Origin of the sequence: Anabaenopsis sp. FSS-46 (assembly GCF_029891665.1) — a bacterium.
GTDB lineage: Bacteria > Cyanobacteriota > Cyanobacteriia > Cyanobacteriales > Nostocaceae > Anabaenopsis > Anabaenopsis arnoldii.
The window spans coordinates 84,971-108,017 of sequence record NZ_JANQDG010000067.1 but is presented as its reverse complement, the minus strand read 5'-3'; the positions used below and the strand labels follow the sequence as shown (position 1 = coordinate 108,017).

At 43.7% G+C, this 23,047-nt stretch carries 21 protein-coding genes; 15 read left to right on the top strand and 6 right to left on the bottom strand.

Going from position 1 to position 23,047, the window contains the following annotated elements; genetic code table 11:
* Positions 1-72 precede the first annotated feature (72 nt).
* Positions 73-798: a cytochrome b/b6 domain-containing protein gene (locus NWP21_RS07805; protein ID WP_280792235.1), complete on the bottom strand. Its 726-nt coding sequence runs from the start codon at positions 796-798 to the stop codon at positions 73-75.
* Between the two features lie 157 nt (positions 799-955).
* On the opposite strand from NWP21_RS07805, the gene der reads away from it, so the two are divergent.
* From der to NWP21_RS07760, 9 genes are all read left to right on the top strand, one after another.
* Positions 956-2,320 (top strand): ribosome biogenesis GTPase Der, encoded by a 1,365-nt coding sequence (gene der, locus NWP21_RS07800; protein ID WP_271731136.1) that lies wholly within the window; start codon positions 956-958, stop codon positions 2,318-2,320.
* A gap of 89 nt (positions 2,321-2,409) precedes the next feature.
* Positions 2,410-3,339: an energy-coupling factor transporter transmembrane protein EcfT gene (locus NWP21_RS07795; RefSeq protein WP_280792234.1), complete on the top strand. Its 930-nt coding sequence runs from the start codon at positions 2,410-2,412 to the stop codon at positions 3,337-3,339.
* A 284-nt stretch (positions 3,340-3,623) separates the two neighbouring features.
* A complete protein-coding gene (gene pipX / locus NWP21_RS07790) occupies positions 3,624-3,902 on the top strand; it encodes a transcriptional coactivator PipX (protein WP_271731134.1) in 279 nt (92 codons plus the stop codon).
* Positions 3,899-4,567: a YggS family pyridoxal phosphate-dependent enzyme gene (locus NWP21_RS07785; protein WP_280792233.1), complete on the top strand. Its 669-nt coding sequence runs from the start codon at positions 3,899-3,901 to the stop codon at positions 4,565-4,567. Before pipX ends, NWP21_RS07785 begins: the two co-directional genes overlap by 4 nt.
* Positions 4,568-4,926: 359 nt before the next feature.
* Complete coding sequence (locus NWP21_RS07780) at positions 4,927-5,529, top strand: cell division protein SepF (protein ID WP_271731132.1); 603 nt, start codon at positions 4,927-4,929, stop codon at positions 5,527-5,529.
* A gap of 112 nt (positions 5,530-5,641) precedes the next feature.
* On the top strand, positions 5,642-6,454 hold the full coding sequence (proC, locus tag NWP21_RS07775) for a pyrroline-5-carboxylate reductase (protein ID WP_280792232.1): 813 nt from the start codon (positions 5,642-5,644) through the stop codon (positions 6,452-6,454).
* 73 nt (positions 6,455-6,527) lie between these two features.
* The gene (locus NWP21_RS07770) at positions 6,528-9,203 is read left to right on the top strand and encodes an RNA helicase (protein ID WP_271731129.1); all 2,676 of its coding nucleotides are present in this window, start codon (positions 6,528-6,530) and stop codon (positions 9,201-9,203) included.
* Positions 9,204-9,375: 172 nt separating this feature from the next.
* Positions 9,376-11,184, top strand: coding sequence for a proline--tRNA ligase (locus NWP21_RS07765; RefSeq protein ID WP_280792231.1), 1,809 nt, complete (start codon positions 9,376-9,378; stop codon positions 11,182-11,184).
* 357 nt (positions 11,185-11,541) lie between these two features.
* Positions 11,542-12,129: a GerMN domain-containing protein gene (locus NWP21_RS07760; RefSeq protein WP_280792229.1), complete on the top strand. Its 588-nt coding sequence runs from the start codon at positions 11,542-11,544 to the stop codon at positions 12,127-12,129.
* Positions 12,130-12,558: 429 nt separating this feature from the next.
* On the opposite strand, the gene accB is transcribed toward NWP21_RS07760, so the two are convergent.
* Positions 12,559-13,038: an acetyl-CoA carboxylase biotin carboxyl carrier protein gene (gene accB / locus NWP21_RS07755; RefSeq protein ID WP_271731126.1), complete on the bottom strand. Its 480-nt coding sequence runs from the start codon at positions 13,036-13,038 to the stop codon at positions 12,559-12,561.
* A gap of 110 nt (positions 13,039-13,148) precedes the next feature.
* A complete protein-coding gene (gene efp, locus NWP21_RS07750; RefSeq protein WP_271731125.1) occupies positions 13,149-13,706 on the bottom strand; it encodes an elongation factor P in 558 nt (185 codons plus the stop codon).
* Positions 13,707-13,996: 290 nt separating this feature from the next.
* Here efp and NWP21_RS07745 point away from each other — a divergent pair, with 290 nt between their 5' ends.
* Positions 13,997-15,103, top strand: a complete 1,107-nt coding sequence (locus NWP21_RS07745) for a peptidylprolyl isomerase (RefSeq protein ID WP_271731124.1) — start codon at positions 13,997-13,999, stop codon at positions 15,101-15,103.
* A gap of 78 nt (positions 15,104-15,181) precedes the next feature.
* Positions 15,182-16,192, top strand: coding sequence for a thiamine-phosphate kinase (gene thiL / locus NWP21_RS07740; protein ID WP_271731123.1), 1,011 nt, complete (start codon positions 15,182-15,184; stop codon positions 16,190-16,192).
* A 245-nt stretch (positions 16,193-16,437) separates the two neighbouring features.
* Here thiL and NWP21_RS07735 read toward each other — a convergent pair whose 3' ends face one another.
* Both NWP21_RS07735 and nadD read right to left on the bottom strand, forming a co-directional pair.
* On the bottom strand, positions 16,438-17,451 hold the full coding sequence (locus NWP21_RS07735) for a type I glyceraldehyde-3-phosphate dehydrogenase (RefSeq protein ID WP_280792228.1): 1,014 nt from the start codon (positions 17,449-17,451) through the stop codon (positions 16,438-16,440).
* Between the two features lie 116 nt (positions 17,452-17,567).
* Complete coding sequence (gene nadD, locus NWP21_RS07730) at positions 17,568-18,194, bottom strand: nicotinate (nicotinamide) nucleotide adenylyltransferase (RefSeq protein WP_280792227.1); 627 nt, start codon at positions 18,192-18,194, stop codon at positions 17,568-17,570.
* A 411-nt stretch (positions 18,195-18,605) separates the two neighbouring features.
* Here nadD and murC point away from each other — a divergent pair, with 411 nt between their 5' ends.
* The 4 genes from murC (at position 18,606) to NWP21_RS07710 (ending at position 22,244) form a co-directional block, all read left to right on the top strand.
* Positions 18,606-20,069: a UDP-N-acetylmuramate--L-alanine ligase gene (gene murC, locus NWP21_RS07725; protein WP_280792226.1), complete on the top strand. Its 1,464-nt coding sequence runs from the start codon at positions 18,606-18,608 to the stop codon at positions 20,067-20,069.
* A gap of 119 nt (positions 20,070-20,188) precedes the next feature.
* Positions 20,189-21,211: a UDP-N-acetylmuramate dehydrogenase gene (murB, locus tag NWP21_RS07720; RefSeq protein ID WP_280792225.1), complete on the top strand. Its 1,023-nt coding sequence runs from the start codon at positions 20,189-20,191 to the stop codon at positions 21,209-21,211.
* A 93-nt stretch (positions 21,212-21,304) separates the two neighbouring features.
* Positions 21,305-21,655, top strand: a complete 351-nt coding sequence (locus NWP21_RS07715) for a YbaB/EbfC family nucleoid-associated protein (protein ID WP_271731116.1) — start codon at positions 21,305-21,307, stop codon at positions 21,653-21,655.
* A 103-nt stretch (positions 21,656-21,758) separates the two neighbouring features.
* On the top strand, positions 21,759-22,244 hold the full coding sequence (locus NWP21_RS07710) for a low molecular weight protein-tyrosine-phosphatase (protein WP_280792224.1): 486 nt from the start codon (positions 21,759-21,761) through the stop codon (positions 22,242-22,244).
* A 2-nt stretch (positions 22,245-22,246) separates the two neighbouring features.
* Here the strand turns inward: NWP21_RS07710 and NWP21_RS07705 are convergent, their stop codons facing one another.
* A complete protein-coding gene (locus tag NWP21_RS07705; protein ID WP_280792223.1) occupies positions 22,247-22,927 on the bottom strand; it encodes a response regulator transcription factor in 681 nt (226 codons plus the stop codon).
* Positions 22,928-23,047: the final 120 nt, after the last annotated feature.

The following is a 23,047-nucleotide window of genomic DNA, read 5'->3' as shown; positions in this document are numbered from 1 at the left end:
CTTCCTCTGGCTTGAGTCAGAGGATTCTTTGGCGAATCTGCTCAATAGTAAATATTTTTTCGATAATATTTATTATCCACCAGAGAAAAACAGTGGCAGCACAAATGCCGCTATAATTCCAAGCAACACAACACCCTCAATAATTATCAGGGAAAAATTCCTCTGTATTAACTGGTTAATTTGGTTACTAAAATTATTAATGGCAAAATTACGCAACCAACTACGCAAACGACTATACCAGTTTTTCGGACTATCTCCTGGGCGGAATTTCCATGACCACATTGATAGTAACAATGGCGCACCACCTACTTTAGCAGACATCAAAATATGAATCGCTAAAGAACAAACCATAATTACCCAAGTTATCAGATGGCAGTAATACCATAAGTGATCAAGTTCTCTTGTAGGTAGCCATTCCTCTTTCATCATTCTGCCAGATATTACCGCCAAAACCGAGGACAGCAACATCAGAGTATTGATAATCCGTTGTGAACTTACCCACCAAATGGGTTTACCAACCTGTGTTAAATTTTGTATGGAGTCGGGTTGTAATAGCCGCCTTTGTCCCGCATGAAAGCTATAAAGTACAAAAGCTGGTAATAACAGTAAAAAGAATAAAGCTACAGTTCCATGAATATCTTGAATTGGATCAATTCTAGGAATGAGGACTTTGCCAAATCTGCCATCGAATGTATTGTAAACTAGGAAGCCAGTAATGATGGAAGTAATGACTAAAATTCCGTTAATACCATGGAGAACTCGCAACAACAAAGGTTGATAAGGGGCTGAACGACTCATAGATAATGCCAAGCTGTTTATGGTAGAATTATAAGCTTATTACTCGGTAGTTCTGACTCAAAACACTACATCAGCCTCGATAAACTACATTAGAACTTAAAATGGTTACAATAAATAAATGATATAATAGCCTATTACTCTCACTCACCCTGGTTTTATGGGACTGCCAATTGTTGCTATTATCGGTCGCCCGAATGTGGGCAAGTCTACCCTGGTTAATCGTCTCGCCGGGGAGCAAACGGCGATTGTCCACGATGAACCGGGTGTAACACGCGATCGCACTTATATGCCATCTTACTGGCGCGATCGGGATTTTATCGTTGTAGATACAGGGGGCTTAGTATTTAACGATGATACGGAATTTCTGCCGCTAATTCGCCAACAGGCACTCACCGCGCTCTCACAAGCCAGTGCGGCAATTTTTGTTGTAGACGGTCAAACTGGGCTGACAGGTTCAGATCAAGAAATTGCTACATGGTTACGTCAGCAACCAGTACCGGCGTTACTGGCTGTGAACAAATGTGAATCCCCAGAACAAGGCGCAATTCAAGCATCTGAATTTTGGTCTTTAGGCTTGGGGGAACCTTTTCCTATCTCGGCAATTCATGGTAGTGGTACTGGGGAACTACTCGATGAGTTAATTACTCACATCCCCATGGTCACGGAAGTAGAAGAAACTAACGAGATTAAGGTGGCGATTATCGGCCGACCCAATGTGGGTAAATCCAGTTTATTAAATGCTTTTGTGGGAGAAGAAAGATCAATTGTTAGCCCTATTTCCGGCACAACCCGCGATGCTATTGATACCGTGGTTGAACGCAATGGGCAAATTTATCGCTTGATTGACACCGCCGGCATTCGCAGAAAAAAACAAATAGAATACGGTACAGAGTTCTTTAGTATTAACCGTGCTTTTAAGGCCATTCGCCGCGCCGATGTGGTTTTATTAGTGGTTGATGCTTTAGATGGAGTCACAGACCAAGACCAAAAATTAGCCGGGCGGATTATAGACGAGGGTCGAGCTTGTATAATTGTCGTGAACAAATGGGATGCCATCGAAAAAGATTCATACACCATTTACGACTACGAAAAGAGTCTGGAAGCCCGGTTACATTTTACAGAATGGGCAGAAACCATTTTTGTTAGTGCTTCCACAGGACAACGGGTAAATAAGATTTTAGACTTGGTGAATGAAGCTGCTGAGTCACACAAACGCCGTGTAACTACCTCTGTAATTAACGAAGTGCTCACAGATGCTGTAAGTTGGCATTCACCCCCGGCTACGCGTGGCGGTCGTCAAGGTAAAATCTATTATGGGACTCAAGTGGCGGTGCAACCACCAACTATCGCCCTATTCGTCAACGAAGCTAAACGCTTTAATGACAATTACCGCCGCTACATTGAACGGCAATTCCGCCAACAATTAGGATTTAAAGGTACACCTATCCGGTTAATTTGGCGCAGTAAAAAAGTCCGAGAGATGGAACTAGGTAGCGTCAACAGAGCAACTCGTGTCAAATAAGTTTAACATCTTCTCAGGGTTATATTTCGCCTATGTCAGGCCAAAATAGTCAATATCAAGCCTGACTCTCTACTACTTAGCACTGATAAATGGACTTATTGCGATCGCTACCCCTTGGACTGTACCTAGAACAGCCGCAAACTTGGCTACACAAACTCGATGCACGGGTGAAAATTGCTTGGTTGATGAGTTTTCTCACTAGCTACACCTTTGCTAATAACGAGTGGCGAATACTACTAGTTGGACTGTTAATTATTTTGACTGTAATGGCCAGAATACCCCAGCGAGTGTGGAAACAGCAAATGGTATGGCTGTTAACATTGTCTGTGTTTGTCTTTGGGATTATTAGTATTAGTCCCGATGGTCTGGGTGTAAGGTATCAGCAGCGTTTACCCGCTAGCGAACAGATATTAATTCCTCCAGGAAGTACCAGTAATAACGCCGAGATTGTTTCAGTACCAACACGGGAAAACAAAAACTACAGCTACATTCTATTTCATCAAGGGCCGGTTAAGGTAACTCGTCGCTCAATTGATTTGGCTATTAGAGTCAGTACAATTATATTTACTGTGATTTATAGCAGTAACCTGTATCTGCTGACAACCGCACCCGAAGAAATCACCACTGCTATAGAAAGTTTAATGCAGCCCTTGGCAAGGTTGAAAGTGCCGGTAACTGAAATTACCCTCACCTTAACTTTGTCGTTGCGATTTATCCCCCTAGTTCTGGAAGAGGTGCAAAATTTAATTCGCTCTGTGATGACCAGGGCGATTAATTGGAAAAAACTGGGCTGGAAAAGAGCAGCTCAGGTTTGGATGATTGTAGCACAGAGACTGTTAAAAAATCTCCTGCTACGAGCCGAACAAATGGCTAACGCTATGATGGTGCGGGGGTTCACTAGTCCTAGTGAGCATCAAGTCAAATGGCATGAATTACGTCTGAGGGCTAGAGATTGGCTGGCGATCGCTATGCTTACCCTATTTTGGGTTGCTAGGCTAGTTATAGGAAATATGGCTTAGTCGCTGATCCTCTGAGCTATTTTGTGCCACAGGCGAATAATTATGGCAATATGGAAAGAGACTAAAGTAATTACCTTAGTGGTTTGTTGTGCATTTCTACTTTCCTGTTACCAACCTCATCTGCCAATTACACACAGGACGCAGGTTTTGATAACTGCCATTCAAAGGCCAGAATCACTAATTTTCTTATAAGCTCACGAAAGATGCTGGCAAAAGGGGTGTATTATCTTGTGAACATTTGTACTGAACTACGAAGAGATATATACTCCCAACTTGACTGTTAAATGAATCCAGAAAACTTAGAAACCTACATCAATCATCCAACTTGGGGTTTGCTTTATCGGATCTGTATGGTCGATGACAACCAGGATCTATTCACTACACTTTATGCCCAACGTTTATTTTTTGTGGTGTCCAACGATATTAAAGGTCTCAAATTTCAGTCCATAGGACGTACTGAAGCCCGAATGTTGTTGGAAAATCGCTTGCGTACTCTGCGTCGCAGTGGTCCATCCCAGGAGTACGATCAACTTCAGAGTGTTTTCCAGCGCACATTCCAATGACCAGTTCCATGAGCGAACGTATTACTAACATTTGTGGTTCACTACCTGCTTCAGTGCGATTGGTGGCTGTGAGTAAGACATTTCCCCCTGAAGCAATTCGCGCTGCTTATCATGCCGGAATTCGTAATTTTGCCGAGAACCGCATCCAAGAAGCAGCCAGTAAACAAGCCCAGTTACAAGACTTATCGGATATTACATGGCACTTTATTGGCAGTTTGCAAAGCAATAAAGCTAAAAAAGCCATGGAATTATTTGACTGGATTCACTCAGTGGATAGTTTAAAACTGGCAGAACGTTTAAATCAATTGGCAGCACAGTTAGGAGTCAGTCCTCAGGTTTGCCTACAAGTGAAAATCCTCCCTGACCCTAATAAGTCAGGTTGGAGCGTTCCCCAACTACTAGCCGACTTACCGGCTCTGAACAAATGTGAGGATTTACAAATTCAGGGTTTAATGACAATTCCCCCTTTAGGATTGAATGAAGCGGAAACAATGGATGTATTTAACAGTACATATAAATTAGCTAAAGAAATCGAGCAGCAAAACTGGTCGCACCTAAAAATGCGGGAAGTTTCCATGGGTATGTCGGGGGACTACCAACTGGCAGTACAGGCTGGGGCAACTATGGTAAGATTAGGTACTATCTTATTTGGTGAGAGAAGTTAGGATATGAACCATTAATTTTTTGCTTCTGGTATTAATATTACTAGGGATAAAATACACAGATATGTTCATCCCTGGTTATGTATGAGCATACAAAAAATAAAATTCAGTCAAGATGAGTAGCAAAAAAATCCGGGAAAGAAAATTTTTACCCGGAACAATAATTACGCTGTAATCTTGACGCGTTATTTTGTGTAAGTTAATCTACAGGCGTTCCCTCAAATTTCAATTGACTAACCCTATTTGCAATAAAAGCTATAAACGGCAAGAAAATTATTCAATCTTAGCTGTGTACTGAGCTACTATGGCTACATTAATTACTGGCCAAATCAATAAGGGTAACTTTTATCAGGAGCATAAAAATGAATAACATTTTTACTAAACTTCGAGACTTTGTAGGTCTCAATGAACAGGTGGAATACGAATATTACGAAGAGGAACCGGAAACAGATCCTGGTCGCTACCAGAACCTGTATCAAGAGGAAAATCCCCAAGCACCACCACCAGCACCGGCTAGTGTTCAAAATCGACGCTGGCAGGAACCCATGACTACAATGGGTAATGATATAGCCTCAGGATCGAAGCCTACCATGGGGAATGTGATTAACATGCCAGGAGCAATTAACGGAATTTCAGAAGTGTTAGTACTTGAGCCTCGAACATTTGAAGAAATGCCCGAAGCTATTAAAGCACTCAGAGAGCGTAAGTCAGTTGTTTTAAACTTGACGATCATGGATCCTGATCAAGCACAACGAGCTGTAGATTTCGTAGCTGGGGGAACCTATGCCCTGGACGGACATCAAGAGCGCATTGGAGAAAGTATCTTTTTGTTTACCCCCAGTTGTGTGCAAGTTAGTACCCCGGGGACAGTTCTGCATGAAGTACCACAAGCGCCCCCTCGTCCTTCACGTCCCTCAAATACTTCCAGTCAATGGGGTACAGACCTTAACAGAATGGTGCAATGAAGTTCCATTAGTTCAACTCAAATTTTTGATGATTGTAGGAGCAGGTTTAACCAAAATGGTATTATGCCATCAATGAAGGGTTTAAATCTGCTCTGATTGACTACATAACTTAATGACTATTAAATTGGGCTTAATTGGTGGCGGAGTAATGGGAGAAGCGCTATTATCCCGCTTGATTGACCGGGGAATCTATCAACCATCGGAAGTGATGGTCAGTGAACCCCAACCGACACGCCAAAATTATTTAAGGCAAACATATAATGTAAATGTAACTACAGATAATTGTGTTGTATTCACGGAAGCGAGAGAAGTAGTATTATTAGCGGTAAAGCCCCAGGTGTTCAGTGCGATCGCTCAAGAATTAGCAGATGTCCTGACTACAAAAATATCGCCCCTGGTAATTTCGATTTTGGCAGGAGTGTCTTTAAGCCAACTAGAATCAGCATTCCCTGAACTACCAGTAATTAGAGCTATGCCCAACACCCCCGCCACAGTGGGGGAGGGAATTACAGCTTTGTGTTTAGGAGCATATACTAATGGTAAGCATCACAAACTAGCACAGCAAGTTTTTTCGGCAGTGGGGCAAGTGGTAGATGTATCAGAAATGCTCATGGATGCAGTGACAGGACTGTCTGGTAGTGGTCCGGCTTACGTAGCTTTAATGGTGGAATCATTGGCTGATGGAGGAGTAGCCGCAGGTTTACCCAGGGGTCTGGCTAATCAGCTGGCTGTGCAAACTGTATTGGGCACAGCAAAACTCCTGCAAGAACACAAAATCCACCCCGGAGAACTCAAAGACAGGGTAACCAGTCCCGGTGGAACCACTATTGCTGGTATTGCCCAACTGGAAAGGGCAGGATTTCGCTCGGCTTTAATTGAAGCAGTTAAAGCGTCGGCACTGCGATCGCAAGAGTTGGGGAAGTGAGGAAAAATCGCCTCATGACCAAGGGCAAATACCCGTTAATATAGTAAAAAAGTCCGGTTGCAAATTTGATTGAGTGAATTATCCCGCACCATCTCCAGAACTAGACTTAGGGTTAATATTTCCCTTTGCACTGGATCAGTTCCAAAAAGATGCGATCGCGTCCCTAAATTCTGGACGCTCCGTAGTCGTATGTGCCCCTACAGGTTCGGGCAAAACGTTAGTTGGGGAATATGCCATCTATAGAGCCTTATCCCGGGGTAAGCGTGTATTTTACACCACGCCCCTGAAAGCTCTGTCCAATCAAAAATTACGTGATTTTCGTGAGGAATTTGGCTATGAGTTGGTGGGATTGTTAACTGGAGATAATTCCATTAACAGGGATGCACCAATTCTGGTGATGACCACAGAAATCTTCCGCAATATGCTCTATGGCACACCCATAGGGCAGGTGGGCATTTCCCTAGTAGACGTTGAGGCCGTAGTGCTAGATGAGTGTCACTACATGAATGACCGCCAGCGGGGGACAGTTTGGGAAGAATCCATCATCTACTGTCCTCGTGAAATTCAGCTAGTAGCCCTCTCCGCAACTGTTGCCAACAGCGATCAACTCACTGACTGGTTAAATCGCGTTCACGGTCCGACAGACCTGATTTATTCGGATTTTCGTCCCGTTCCCCTAGAATTTTACTACTGCAATCCCAAGGGGCTGTTTCCTCTGCTCAATGAAAGTAAAACTAAAATTAACCCCCGTCTGGCCAATAGAGGCAAAAGAAAACAACAAGACAGGGGCAGAACCGGCAGACCAGAAGCACCGGGGATAGCTTACACCCTCAGTCAGCTACAGCAAAGGGATATGCTCCCGGCGATTTACTTTATATTCAGTCGTCGCGGATGTGATCAGGCGGTGGCAGAAGTTGGTGATTTATGGCTAGTCAATAATGATGAGTCGCAAATATTACGGCGGCAAATTGATGATTTTTTAACCCGAAATCCTGATGCTGGGCGTTCTGGACAAATTGCCCCTCTATACAGAGGTATTGCTGCTCACCATGCCGGAATTTTACCTGCGTGGAAAGGACTAGTAGAGGAACTATTTCAGCAGGGGCTAATTAAAGTAGTATTTGCTACGGAAACCTTGGCAGCAGGGATCAATATGCCAGCCCGGACAACAGTAATTTCTACCCTTTCCAAACGTACTGATTCTGGACATCGCCTACTAAACGCTTCTGAATTCCTCCAGATGGCAGGACGGGCAGGTCGCCGAGGCATGGATCTACAAGGTCATGTAGTTACAGTACAAACCCCCTTTGAAGGCTCAAAAGAAGCGGCGTATTTAGCTACATCTAAACCAGACCCCCTGGTGAGTCAGTTTACACCTAGCTATGGTATGGTACTAAACTTGCTGCAAATCCACACACTTGAACAAGCCAGGGAACTGATAGAACGCAGCTTTGGGCAGTACATGGCAACACTGCATTTAAGACCAGAGTATGAAGAAATTGCCTCGCTACAAACCCAATTAGCCGAACTCAAAGCACAAATCGCCACGGTTAATGAACATGAACTAGCAGTTTATCAGAAATTGCGGCAACGTTTGAAAGTCGAACGCCAGTTATTGACAACACTGCAAGAACAAGCTCTAGAAAGTCGCCAAGAAGAATTTGTGATGATGTTGAGCTTTGCAGTGACAGGAACTCTGTTGAGTCTCAAGGGGAAAGACGTAGATGTGTCTATACCTATAACAGCGGTCTTAGTGGGAAAAACACCTAGTGCTGCTTCAGAAGCTCCTTACTTGGTGTGTTTAGGACAAGATAATCGCTGGTATGTAGTCACAACTGCCGATGTAATCGATTTGTATGCTGAGTTGCCACGGGTGGATGTACCAGAGCAGATCGTACCACCCCCAGATTTACAGTTAAAACCGGGGAAATCACTTCGCGGTAATCACGAAACATTTGCGATCGCTCAACGTATTCCTCCAGTACAAGCCTCATTGTATATGTCCCCAGAAGTAGCCGCACAACTGGGTCGCGTTACCGCAGTCCAAGAGGAATTAGAAGCTAATCCCATCCATAAATCTGGCAATGTCAGCAAGATTTTTAAACGCCGCGCTCGTTATGTGGAATTAGAAGCCGAACTCGAAGAATTAGAATTACAAGTCGCGCAACACTCACAACACCATTGGGAAGAATTTGTTAATTTAATTTCTATTTTGGAATACTTTGAGTGTTTAGATAACTTAGTCCCCACACAGTTAGGACAAATTGCTGCCGCCATTCGCGGAGAAAATGAATTATGGCTGGGTTTGGTGTTCGCTAGTGGTCAATTGGACAATTTAGATCCCCACCATCTAGCCGCCGCAGTTGCAGCTTTAGTCATCGAACCCCCCCGCCCAGATAGTAGAGTTCACTTTGAACTTAGTAACGAAGTCGTAGAAGCTTTGGCAACACTGCGGGGAATTCGCCGCAAAATATTTCAACTGCAAAGGCGGTACAATGTCGCTTTGCCCATCTGGTTGGAATTTGAATTAATTGCCATAGTAGAACAGTGGTCCCTGGGGAAACAGTGGACAGAACTCTGTGAGAATACTACTTTGGATGAAGGCGATGTCGTGAGAATTTTACGCCGGACTTTAGATTTATTATCCCAGATCCCCCATGTTCCCCATTTGTCTAAAGATTTCCAGCGTAATGCTTATCGGGCGATGCAATTAATTGATAGGTTCCCAGTTAATGAGGCGGCTGATTAATTACAGCGCATTTCATCGATGTCAGGTATACCAGGGCGGGCACCATGCTCACCCCACAAGAGTTTTAAGATTCATATACTACCTAATCTCCTGCCAAAATCCTATATGTTTATGGCAAACTTCAGATGTAATTAATTTTAAACACTAGCAATTTTTCAAAAGGAAAATAACGATGCGACTATCAAAAATGTTATTTGTTACACTCAGGGATGATCCGGCTGATGCTGAGATTCCTAGCCATAAACTATTACTGCGGGCGGGTTATATTCGTCGTATCGGTAGCGGTATTTATACGTATTTGCCGTTAATGTGGCGGGTATTACAAAAGGTTTCCCAAATTGTCCGGGAGGAAATGAACGCCACTGGAGCACAAGAATGTCTCTTACCCCAGTTACAACCGGCTGAGTTGTGGCAGGAGTCGGGACGCTGGGATACTTACACTAAGGCTGAGGGGATTATGTTTTCCCTGGTTGACCGCCGTGAACAACAGTTGGGATTAGGGCCCACTCATGAGGAAGTCATCACGACTATTGCTCGTGATATGATTCGCTCCTATCGTCAATTACCTTTACATTTATACCAAATTCAAACTAAATTCCGCGATGAGATTCGCCCCCGGTTTGGGTTGATGCGGGGGCGGGAATTTATTATGAAGGATGGTTATTCTTTCCATGTGGATGAGGTCAGTCTTAAGGAAACCTACCAAGATATGTATCAGGCCTATAGCAATATGCTCCGCCGTTCTGGTTTAGCATTCCGGGCTGTAGAAGCTGACTCTGGGGCTATTGGCGGTTCTGGTTCTACAGAATTTATGGTGTTGGCGGATGCTGGAGAGGATGAAGTTCTTTACACTCCAGATGGTAAATATGCCGCTAATGTGGAAAAGGCGGTTTCTTTAGCTGTGGATGCGGTAATCTCTCCGTTTACAACCTATGAGAAACGGGAAACACCAGGAACACAGACTATTGAGCAAGTATGTCAACTGCTCAATTGTTCTCCTACTCAAGTTGTGAAAAATGTCCTTTACCAAACTGTTTATGACAATGGTGTGACTGTATTGTTTTTGGTGAGTATCCGCGGTGACCAAGAAGTGAATGAGGTGAAGTTGCAGAATGAATTGACTAAACTTGCTTCTAACTATGGTGCTAAGGCTATTATTAGCTTGGATGTACCCAATGCCGAAATGCAGCAAACATGGGCGGCTAAATCTTTACCTTTAGGTTATATTGCCCCTAATCTGGGAGATGATTATATTGCGGCTCGTAAGGATTTACATCCTCAGTTTGTCCGGTTAGTTGATAAAACGGCCGTCGATTTAAAAAACTTTGTTACAGGTGCTAATGAATCAGGTTATCACGTTGTTGGTGCTAATTGGGGAGAACAATTCGAGTTACCTAGTTTAGTGGTAGATATACGTAAGGCTAGACCGGGCGATCGCGCTGTTCATGACCCTAATCAAATTCTCCAAACCGCTAGAGGGATTGAAGTAGGGCATATTTTCCAATTGGGTACCAAATACTCCAAAGCTATGGGAGCAATGTATACGAACGAACAAGGGGAAGAAAACCCCCTATTTATGGGCTGTTATGGTGTGGGTGTATCACGACTAGCACAATCGGCTGTAGAACAATCCTATGATAAAGATGGCATTATTTGGCCAGTGGCGATCGCACCTTATCATGCAATTGTCACAATTCCTAACATTAAAGACGCTCAACAGGTTGAAATAGCCCAAAAACTGTACACTGAACTTAACAAAGCAGGTGTAGAAACATTACTTGATGATCGCGATGAACGCGCTGGAGTAAAATTTAAAGATGCCGATTTAATTGGTATACCCTACAGAATAGTTACAGGTCGGGCTATTAACAATGGCAAAGTAGAAGTAGTCAAACGCGCCACCCATGAAAGTCAAGAAATAGCCATCGAGGAAGTAGTTAATACTCTGGAACAGTGGGTTAATGAGGCATTAGGAGTATAATATATATCCTTGCTGGGGCAGGTATCTTGCCTGCGATTGTATCTATGACCAATAATCAAACGTTAAGCCCGCCCCCAGCCTTAGAATGGAGGTTAGCCGTGGACAGGTTAGCTAAAATTAAAGCTAAAATCAAGTTAAGCTGTTGTGCAGGATGACTTGCTGAAATACCCTCACCCTGGGTATTTTTAATTTCCGTTCCGAAATTGTCTTCAAATTAGCAAAATATCAAGTCAATAGAATTTAGACAAATCAAGCCTTCTTGAGATTTCAAGAAACTCCCACTCATCGATATCGTCTTTTATCAGGCTGCTCTTGTGAACGACACTATCTCAGTCTCCTGTCAGGAACCTTTTAAATATGAACAACCAACAAGGATCTAAACGTATTTCTTCTGGTGTAATTGCAGCAGTCTCAGCAGCAGTTGTATTGGTGGGTGGTGGTGTAGCTTGGCTTGCTTCTAATCAGCCTCCTACACCAATCGGACCATCTCAAACTATTACGCCAAGAGATCCTGTGCAAGGGCAAACACCTCATGTTTACTGGCTTAAACCAAGGGATACAGGGTTGGATTTGGTTCCCCAACCGGTGGAAATAGCTGCTACGCAACCCAACCAAGTTTTAGAAAGAGCCTTCCAAGCTTTATTGGCCGGACCAACAGAAGGGACAGATTCTACAACTATACCCCCAGAAACCAAGTTGCTGGGGCTGAAAATGGAGAATGGTGAGGTTCATGTTAATTTATCTGAAGATTTTACTAAAGGTGGCGGTTCAACATCGATGGTCGGTCGCATTGGACAAGTTATTTATACAGCCACAACACTAGATCCAAATGCGAAAGTATACATTGAGGTCGAGGGAGAACAGTTGGAGTTTTTAGGTGGGGAGGGTGTGGAAGTGTTGCAGCCATTGACTCGTCAAAGCTTTGAGCAAAACTATCCGCTTTAATCCCCTCCTGCAAAGGTCTAATGTGTACACAGAAGTCTAAAACTTTTGATTTGGGTACGGTGTGTTATGGACTTTAGTCCTAACGCACCGAAAATTCAGGATGGTACGTTGCGCTACGCGACAACACACCCTCCAAAAAAGCTACTCAGTTTAAATCAATACATACGGCACTTTTCAAGTAAATAAAGTACACAGCTGAATATCATAAATCTTGTGGGGTGGGCATCGGTGCCCGCCCTTTTGTACCTAACTCAGATGAAAGGCGCTGTAAAAGACTTTATTAGTGGGGTTTGACCTCACCCCCAGCCCCTCTCCTTGCCAAGCAGAGGGGTACAACCTTTGAGTTCTCGCTTTTTGGGCTGGTGTGTACGCGGCAGAAAAGGTAGGGGATCTCACTCTTGCGTGATTGATATCTTGATAAATTAATACCTAATCGGGGTTAATTCGCATCAAAACTTGGCCATATTCCACCGGTTCGCCATTTTGCAGCAGAATCTCCATGATTTGTCCGGATACTTCTGCCTCAATTTCATTCATCAGTTTCATCGCTTCAATGATACAGACTGTTTGACCGCTACGGACGCGATCGCCCACTTTCACAAAAGGTGCTTCACCTGGTGCGGGAGCGCTATAAAAGGTTCCTACCATGGGGGAAGGAACTTCTACTAGTCTTTTATCAATCAGTGATGGGGGATTTGCTGGTAACTGCACAGTAGAAGCAGTGGCAGTATTATCCAAAACACGACTTGTTCCCACCTCGACGATCTGATTTGGCGATTCGGTAAGTTTCTCTCGCTCTGATTTGCGTACTGTTAGTTCAAAGTCATCGCTTTTAAGTGTTACTTCTGCAATGTCTGTTTGGGCGATAGTTGCCAGTAGTTGGCGGATTTCATTAAATTCCAATGGCACAGTTTTTATTACCTCGACCTAACCGTAAGTCAAAATTATCAATGTGGCAGGGATTTAATCCCTAAATATAGGGACTGAAATCAAAATTGCTTGGTGGTCACAAAGTCAACTTATTCCCTGCCTAAGTATTTATCTTCACGGGTATCAATTTTGATACGCTCACCCTGAGCAACAAACAATGGCACCATGATGATTGCTCCTGTTTCCAGAGTAGCTGGCTTAGTTCCACCTGTAGCCGTATCACCCTTGATACCTGGATCGGTTTGGACAATTTCCAACACCACAGAGTTGGGTAATTCCACCTCTAGAACTTGCTCCCCCCAACGAACAACGTTAACTTCCATACCTTCTTTCAGGTACTTGACGCGATCGCCTATTTGCGCTGCGCTCAATCTGCTTTCTTCGTAGGTTTCCATATCCATAAAGACGAACTCATCGCCCTCCTTATAGGTATGCTGCATCGTGCTTTTTTCCAAATTGGCTTGTGGTACAGTTTCCCCGGCGCGGAATGTTCTTTCTAGCACCTTGCCAGTTTGGACACTCTTGAGAGTTGTACGTACAAAGGCAGAACCTTTGCCTGGTTTAACGTGGAGAAATTCTACTACTCGCCATACAGACCCATCCAAGACAATTGATACACCGGGTCGAAAGTCGTTACTAGAGATCATGAAGCTTTAAGTTTTGGAAGACAATCGGCATTTATTGTACCCTTCAAGAGTCGTAATTAGTAGTTAATCATCAAGTAATTAGTCAATTCATTCAGGTATGGTGAGTCAGCGCGGTCTTTTTGGTTGGCAGAAACAAGCAAATCACAAACCCTACGGGAAAGACTAGACCGTGATAGATAATTTTAGCCCCGATCCTAAATTCCCTCATTACTCAGCACTCGTACTGTGGGAAGATGATTGATGGGTTAAGCCCAGCCAACAATGTGATGTTGCATTTGAGTTATTCCATCATGTTTAACATATTAAAATCCTGGCTGAAAAACAGCCTAATGGGAATATTGTTAATAACAATATTTTTAGGCATAAATACAGCGACCTGGACTCCTCCTAGTCACGCAGCCCTGCCATCTGGAAATGCTATTACTGAAGGCAAGGCTTTATTAAGGTATGCACTCCCGATAGAGAATAAACCAGTCCGGCGACTGCAAGCCAGTTTAGAGGATATCTCTACCCAACTGCGGGCAAATCGGCGATGGGGTGCTATCTCTAGCGACCTGAAAACAGCGTCACGGATTCTCGATAGACCTAACCAAATCCTAGCAAGCGTTCCCGAAGAACGCCAACCTCAAGCCGAAGCTTGGATTAACCAGTTAAAATCTGGGGTCGATTCACTCCAAGCAGCGGTACAACTTAAAGATAAACAACAAATTCTAGAAGGTAGAAATAAACTCCTCGATGTAGTCACCCAGTTAGAAGAATCAATGGTGACTGCATTCCCCTTTGAAGTACCTGCTGAGTATAGTAACCTGCCTCAACTCAAAGGTCGGGCTACAGTGGCTGTTAAAACTAACAAAGGTGACTTGACTGTGGTGGTAGACGGTTATAGCGCCCCCGTCACAGCTGGTAACTTTGTGGATTTAGTGCAACGAGGTTTTTATGACGGTTTAGAATTTACCCGTTCAGAAGAGTCTTACGTGCTGCAAACCGGAGATCCGCCAGGAAAAGAATTAGGTTTCATTGATCCGAAAACTGGCAAATACCGCGCTATTCCTTTAGAAATATTAGTGGAAGGCGAGAAAGAACCCACTTATGGCATTACTCTTGAAGAAGCTGGGCGTTATCTCGATATGCCAGTTCTGCCTTTTTCTTCCTTTGGGGCATTGGCAATGGCTCGCCCAGAAGGTGAAGTAAATGGAGGTTCTTCTCAATTTTTCTTCTTTTTGTTTGAGCCAGAACTCACTCCTGCCGGACGAAACCTCTTAGACGGTCGCTATGCCGTTTTTGGCTATCTCATTGATGGTAAAGAAATTTTGGATAAACTCAAAGAAGGTGACAAAATTGAATCGGCAGCTGTGATTCAAGGAATAGAAAACTTGGTTCAGCCGTCAGCCGCCTAGAAAGGTAGAGATTTCTAGATAAATACGAAAGTTGGGGGAGTTTTTAATTATACTCCTCTTTTATTTGACTAATCACTGATGACTCAAGTTAAAGATATTGGCGAACAAGGTATTTTAGAGAAATTGCAGCGTTTCTGCCCCCCAGGAATGATTGGGGATGATGCCGCTGTCCTTTTAACCTCACCAGAAAAATCTTTAGTAGTCACAACAGATGTGCTGGTGGATGGTGTGCATTTTAGTGATGTCACCACATCCCCAGAAGATGCTGGTTGGCGGGCTGTGGCTGCTAATTTATCCGATTTGGCAGCAATGGGGGCCACTCCCATGGGCATTACCATCGGTTTGGCGCTACCAGGGGAGGTGATGGTGAGTTGGGTTGAGCGCTTATATCAAGGAATGACAGAATGCCTCCAGAAATACAATACCGTCATTGTTGGCGGTGACATCGTGCGATCGCCGGTCACCACCATAGCCATTACTGCCTTTGGTCAAGTTCATCCCCAAAGGATTATCCGACGTTCTGCGGCGCAAGTGGGTGATGCGATCATGGTCACTGGTGTTCATGGAGCATCCCAAGCCGGCTTAGAATTGCTCTTACATCCCGAATTGAGGCAAAACCTCACCGATGCAGAACAAAGGACACTAATCACAGTACACCAGCGCCCACAACCCAGATTAGATGTTTTACCCATACTCTGGCAAATTCTCGAATCCTATTTTCCATCCCACCACCCCCCTATAGCCGGTATGGACAGCAGCGACGGCTTGGCGGATGCCATTTTGCAAATTTGCCGCGCCAGTGGTGTTGGCGCTATCCTACAAAGCAGCCTAATCACCTTACCAGGTAGTTTTCAGCATTGGCTGACACCAGAAAAAGCTCTAGAATATGCCCTTTACGGCGGTGAAGACTTTGAATTAGTGCTGTGCCTACCAGAAGTTATTGCCAATCACTTGGTGACAACACTCGGTGAAAGCGCTGCCATAGTGGGAACTATTACCACAGGTTCCCAAGTAGTCGTACAAGATAAAGAGCAAAAAAAACGCGAAAAATTACAAATTTTCCGCGGATTTCAACATTTTACCGATTGAGACTCTCACCGTTGTGCCTTTGGCTGTAACAGGAGATTCTTGCTTGAGAGGTTTGTCTGGCTTCCAGTTATCTTTGTTTTGAAAACCCCACCAGACTCACCTCCACAAGCATCTATTTAACGTCCACTGGCTGTCCAACAGCAGACAACAAAAAACTAGTTATTTATCGTTTCTTTCCTATTGCAAGATCTGTTGCTCTTGCTTCAGTTACAGATGATTTCAAAGTCATCACTAATTACTAATGACTAAACCCACTTTTGGGCTACCAGTTCTGCTAAATCTAGAACTCTTTGGCTGTAACCCCACTCATTGTCGTACCAAGCCATCACCTTCACCATATCATTACCCATGACTAAAGTCAAGTTGGCATCGACAATCGAAGATGCATCAGTACCTTGATAATCTGAAGAGACCAATTGTAGTTCGCTGTAGTCCAAAATGCCCTTGAGTGGACCTTCAGAAGCCTCCTTGAGAGCTTGATTCACTTCTTCAGTAATAGTACGCTTTTCAACTTGAACTACGAAATCTACCATTGAAACGTTAGGAGTTGGTACCCGCAAAGCCACACCATTAAGTTTACCTTTGAGGTCTGGGATTACTAGTGCTACTGCCTTTGCTGCACCAGTGGAGGTGGGAACAATGTTAATAGCTGCAGCCCGTGCGCGTCGTAAATCCCGGTGAGAAGCGTCTAGCAAACGCTGGTCGCCGGTGTAGCTGTGGGTGGTGGTCATCGTACCTTTGATGATCCCGAATTTGTCGTTTAATACCTTGGCTATCGGAGCCAAGCAGTTGGTAGTACAGCTGGCGTTACTAATGATGTTGTGCTGGTTGTGGTCATATTCGTGATGATTCACTCCCATGACAAAAGTACCATCCTCGTTTTTACCAGGTGCGGTGATCAGAACTTTTTTCGCTCCAGCATTGATGTGCTTTTGCGCTCCCTCTCGGCTGGTAAATACGCCTGTTGCTTCGATAATTAGATCAATTCCCCACTCTTTCCAAGGTAAGTTTTCTGGGTTGCGATCTGATACGCATTTAATAGTCTTACCATTAACGATGATGGAGTTATCATCGGCTGTAATATCAGCATTCTTTAACTTCCCAAGCATTGAGTCATACTTGAGGAGATGAGCATTAGTTCTAGGGTCTGATGTGTCATTGACAGCAACAAGCTCAATGTTGCTATTTTCTCTGCCTACCCAGCAGCGTGCAAAGTTACGTCCGATGCGCCCAAAACCATTGATTGCGACTCTAATCACAGTGTCTTACCCTCTGTATTTATGCCTATAAATTGATATCTTTGAACCCAATCATATCGCAAAGGGGGGAGTATTAATAACCATAAATTTTCAGATCGATCAAAAAAACACATATTTTATTCAGATTTATCTGAGTAGAGGTTGTGAGTATTAATGTAGGATCTGACGGATTCCGGGACTAAATAAGCAATTGACCGGCTTTCCCGGCAAAGTCTCCGAATCAGACTTGAGGAAATTCCTATTAAAGGTATGTCCAATATTTGCCAGCGAATAGTTAGCGACTGCTGTGTGAGTTGTTGCTCCACTTGCTTGCATATCAGCTCGCTTTGATCTGTCGTCTTACCACCTAGCTGTCGGGGAGCGATTAACCAATCACACATTTGTACTAGTTCCCGTCCACGATACCAACGGGGTAAAGTTTGAAATGTATCCAAACCCGTAATCCAGTACCAGTGAGTATCTGCATAACAACTAGATAAGTCCATGAAGGTATTGATGGCATAGGAGGTCCCAGAGCGTTTTGCCTCGATGGAGGAGAGGGTAAATGCTGAGTTTCCTCTTGTGGCTAATTTCAACATTTCCCAGCGATTTTTAAACAAAGCCACTTTTTTATGGGGTGGGTTTAGTGATGGTACCCAAATCACCTTTGACAGAGGTACTTGATATAAAGTTGTTTGGGCTACGAGTAAATGTCCCCAATGAACTGGGTCAAATGTGCCACCAAAGATTCCGATGTGCTGCATTCAGTCATACCTAAACTTGATTCCATATCGCCAGATGATAATACAAATATACTATCTGGCTCAAGCTGACTGGAGAAGTTTCATGGAAAATTTCTCAATTTAAAAGTATTTCCACTATTAATAATGTATTACTGTAGCCAACATCACTCAATAACTGAGTAAAAGGTATTGCGAAATACAATATTTTCTGTCCCGATGCGGCATCAACTCTCAGAATAATCTTAATAACAGTTCCGAAATAGCCAAAACGTTCAAGAAAGGTAAAATCATTCTCAATCAGCAAAAAAACAGAGGAAAATAATCTGAATATCAGGTATAAACAAAATGCAAGTGCAGTTAGTCTAAAAATCAAATTCCTGGTATGATACGCGTGTCATTTGTGATTATGGTGTGGTGTCAGAGGACTCATCAATGAATAATTATGTAGATTTTAGCGGCCGACCATTTCATTTCATTGGAATTGGTGGCATCGGTATGTCGGCCCTAGCATACATTCTGGCCAAGCGTCAAATGCCAGTATCAGGTTCTGACCTTCGTCCGAGTCATATTACGTGCAAGTTGGAGTTGATCGGAACACATATTTTTGGCAGACAGGAGGCTAGCAATCTCGAGTTCTTTCGATCTCGTGAATCAGCTCATAAAGTAATATTAAACTCACCAGAAATATTAGCCGCAGGTAGTAACTCAACACTGCCTCAAGTTGTTTGTTCAACGGCAATTAATGCCAACAATTTGGAATACAAAGCAGCACTGGAATTAGGATGTCCAATTTTGCATCGTTCAGATGTACTAGCAGCCTTGATTTCAGACTACTATAGCATCGCAGTTGCAGGAACCCACGGTAAAACTACTACCAGTAGCATGATTGGCTATATGCTCTTACAAGCTGGTTTAGACCCCACAATTCTGGTGGGTGGTGAGGTTGACGCTTGGGAAGGAAATGCACGATTAGGGGAAAGCAAGTATTTGGTAGCTGAGGCAGATGAATCTGATGGTTCCCTGGTGAAACACAGTCCCGAAATTGGCATTATTACTAATATTGAACTTGATCATCCTGACCACTATGAGACCTTAGAAGAAGTAGTTAGCATCTTCCAAAAATTTGCCTCTAGTTGTAAAATCCTTATAGGTTGTATTGATTGTGATACGGTACGCCATCGTTTCCAACCGACAATTAGCTACAGCCTCAATCCAGAAACAGATGCTGATTATACTGCTACTAATATTGATTATCGCGCTGATGGGACCACAGCCCTGGTTTGGGAGAAAGGCAAACCCTTGGGAGTATTGAATTTGCGTTTGCTCAGTCGGCATAATCTCAGCAATGCCCTGTCGGCAGTAGCTGTTGGTCGAGCCTTGGGTTTAGAGTTTGGCACAATTGCCAAGAGCATTGCCACTTTTGTAGGTGCTAGAAGACGCTTCGAGTTGCGCGGAGAAGTTGGCGGTATTACCTTTATCGATGACTATGCCCACCACCCCAGTGAAATTCGCGCTACTCTTGCTGCAGCACGTCTCCAGTCCAGACCAGGGCAAAGAGTAGTTGCTATTTTTCAACCCCATCGCTACAGTCGCACACTCACCTTCTTAGAAGAATTTGCTGAGTCTTTCGCCCATGCTGATTTAGTTATACTTACAGATATTTACAGTGCTGGCGAACCTAATTTAGGGCAAATTAGCGGTGAACAACTTGCAGTAGCAATAGCCAAACAGCATCCACAGGTGCTTTATGAACCTCATTTACCCTTAATGAGTGAATTCTTGGTACAAACCCTGCGTCCCGGAGATTTAGCACTATTTCTAGGTGCTGGGAATTTAAATCAGGTCATCCCTGAAGTAATTACTACACTTTGTGAACCTGTTACAGCCACATCCTAGATGAGGAAGAACAATTACGGTGGACACTGAGTTACCCCAAGGTTTTTTCCTCTGGCAATGATTCTATTGCCGTATTTTTACGGCACTTAAATGTAAAAATTTCACAAATTTATCTCAAGATGAAAATCTCCCAGGCACTTGGAAATGTCTGCACAGTTTTTGACTCAATTACAGAGAAGCAGGAAAGACAAGATTTAGGTGATAGTAAAATAATTTACTTAAAAGATACGGATTGCGCTATTAAGTCACAAGTTTCTTTATCTGCATTTACTTCTTATAGAGTAGGGGGAGCGGCAGAATGGTACGTTGCTCCTCGTAATTTAGAAGCACTACAGGCTAGTGTTGAGTATGCTAAAACACAAAAATTGGGCGTAATAGTACTGGGTGCAGGTTCCAACCTATTGGTTAGCGATCGCGGTTTACCGGGTTTAGTAATTTCTACTCGTCATCTGCGCCATAGTCACTTTGATCCCCAAACAGGTCAATTAACTGTGGCGGCGGGAGAATCAATTCCCAACCTGGCATGGGAAGCAGCAAAATTAGGTTGGCAAGGATTAGAGTGGGCTGTTGGTATCCCCGGCACAGTTGGGGGTGCTGTGGTCATGAATGCTGGGGCCCATCATAGCTGCATTGCAGATATGTTAGTGAGTGCTCAGGTACTTTTACCGGATGGTACCTTAGAAACTCTGACGGCCGACCAGATAGGTTACAGCTATCGAACTTCATCACTACAAAATCGTGAATCTTCTACAGGGAACCCTTGCCAACGCATTGTTACCCAAGCCACCTTTCAACTCCAACCAGGTATAGATCCAGCACGAGTTTTGCAAGTAACAAAGGAACACAAAAAACATCGACTAAATACCCAACCCTACAATTTCCCTAGCTGTGGCAGTGTATTCCGTAATCCTACACCTTATGCTGCTGGTTGGTTAATTGAACAAACAGGTTTAAAAGGACACCAAATTGGCGGAGCGCAAGTAGCACTATTACACGCTAATTTCATCGTCAATCGTGGTGGGGCTAAGGCCAGCGATATTTTCTGTCTGATTCGTCATATTCAACAGCAAGTACAAGAACATTGGTCAATTTGCTTAGAGCCAGAAGTAAAAATGATCGGTGAGTTCCAGGTGGCTGCTTAGGGGAATAAAGATTAGTAATAAAACAGGCCAGCTACCGACCCCATCTATAATGAAATTTGGTTTGATATTAAACGCACGCTGGGAAAATCAGTTATGACAGGAAAAGGACAGGGATTCGGTTTTGGTGGTCTAGGAAAAATGAAAGAACTCGCCGACGCTTTCAAAAAGGCGCAGCAAGTTCAAGAAGGCGCCAGACAGCTTCAAGAACAATTGGAGCAAATGGAGATTGAGGGAGAGTCCGGCGGTGGACTCGTGAAGGTGATTGTCAGTGGTAACCAAGAACCCAGACGGGTGGAAATTGCCCCAGAGGCCCTAGCACAAGGTGCAGAATTACTTTCTGACCTCGTAACAGTCGCCATGAAAGATGCCTATAGCAAGTCCACCGCAACAATGCGCGAACAAATGGAAGTCTTGACCAGCGGTCTGGAACTCCCTAATTTCTAATCGTTAGCTGTAGAGACGCCATGGGTTGCGTCTCTACACTCAAAAACCATTAAACTAGTGTCTGTAGATTTTTGACCCTGGAGGGTTGCTAAGTAGAATTTTTATGCCTTATAAGCTGCTGTTTGTTTGCCTGGGGAATATCTGTCGCTCCCCATCGGCAGAAAATATTATGAATGATCTTATTGAGCAGTCTGGATTGAGCGATCGCATCCTCTGCGACTCTGCTGGTACATCCAGTTATCACATTGGTAGTCCGCCAGATAGACGCATGAGTGCGGCTGCTAGTGCAAAGTTAGGAATTAAACTGCGTGGTCACGCGCGGCAATTTCAAAAATTAGACTTTCAGGAATTTGATATGATATTGGCAATGGATCAAGAGAACTATGAGAATATCCTGGCTCTTGACCCCACTGGGCAGTATGACCATAAAGTTTACTTGATGTGTAAGTTCTGCTCTCGCTATACCCTCAAGGAAGTTCCAGACCCTTACTATGGTGGAGTGGAAGGCTTCCATCAAGTGATTGATTTACTTGTTGATGCTTGTGAAGGTCTACTCACATACATTACCAGTCAGCAAGTAGAAAGCTAAATCTATTCAACCAAGCCATGGGTAATAGCAAAGCGAACTAGCTCCGCTCGGTTGCTGGTGTCAGTTTTTCTTAATAAACTGCTAACATACTTTTCTACAGTTCTCGGACTCAAGTGTAATTCACCTCCTATATCAGCATTAGATAAACCATGAGTCAACAGTTCCAAAACTTCTTGTTCTCTGGGGGTCAAGGATAGGAACTGATGGGATTCCCTAATACCCGCCCATAGAGAAGGCATTGTCACCTCTTTGGAAGGTATGAAATTGCCTAAATTCTCTTTATAAGACAAGCGGTATTCAGATCGAATAATTTGCGATCGCTCTAAAAGATTACGAATTGCTGCTGCTAACTCCTCGAGTTCAAATGGCTTAGGTAAGTACAAATCGCAGCCAGACTGGTAGCCAAGAATTCTTTCCTGGGTTTTAGTGCGTGCTGTTAATAAAATTACAGGTAATAACCGGAATGTCGGTTGCTGCCGTACCCGACGCACCAGTTCATAGCCGTTTATTCGTGGCATAATAATATCAGTAACAATCAAATCAGGATGGTAATTCTCTACCATTCTCAAAGCTTCTTGACCGTCATTCGCCGTCACTACGGAGTAGCCAGACAGTTCAAGATAATCACTAATGGATAGACGAGTGCCCGGGTCGTCATCCACAACAAGAATAGTCAAGGGCATGGACAATACACCCCTAGCATTTTTTAACTCAGATTAACGGATTTATCCGAGGTACATCAGTGAACGCAAGCAGAAATAGTATTCTTATGTTTCATAGTATGACACGATTACCAGCTCTTG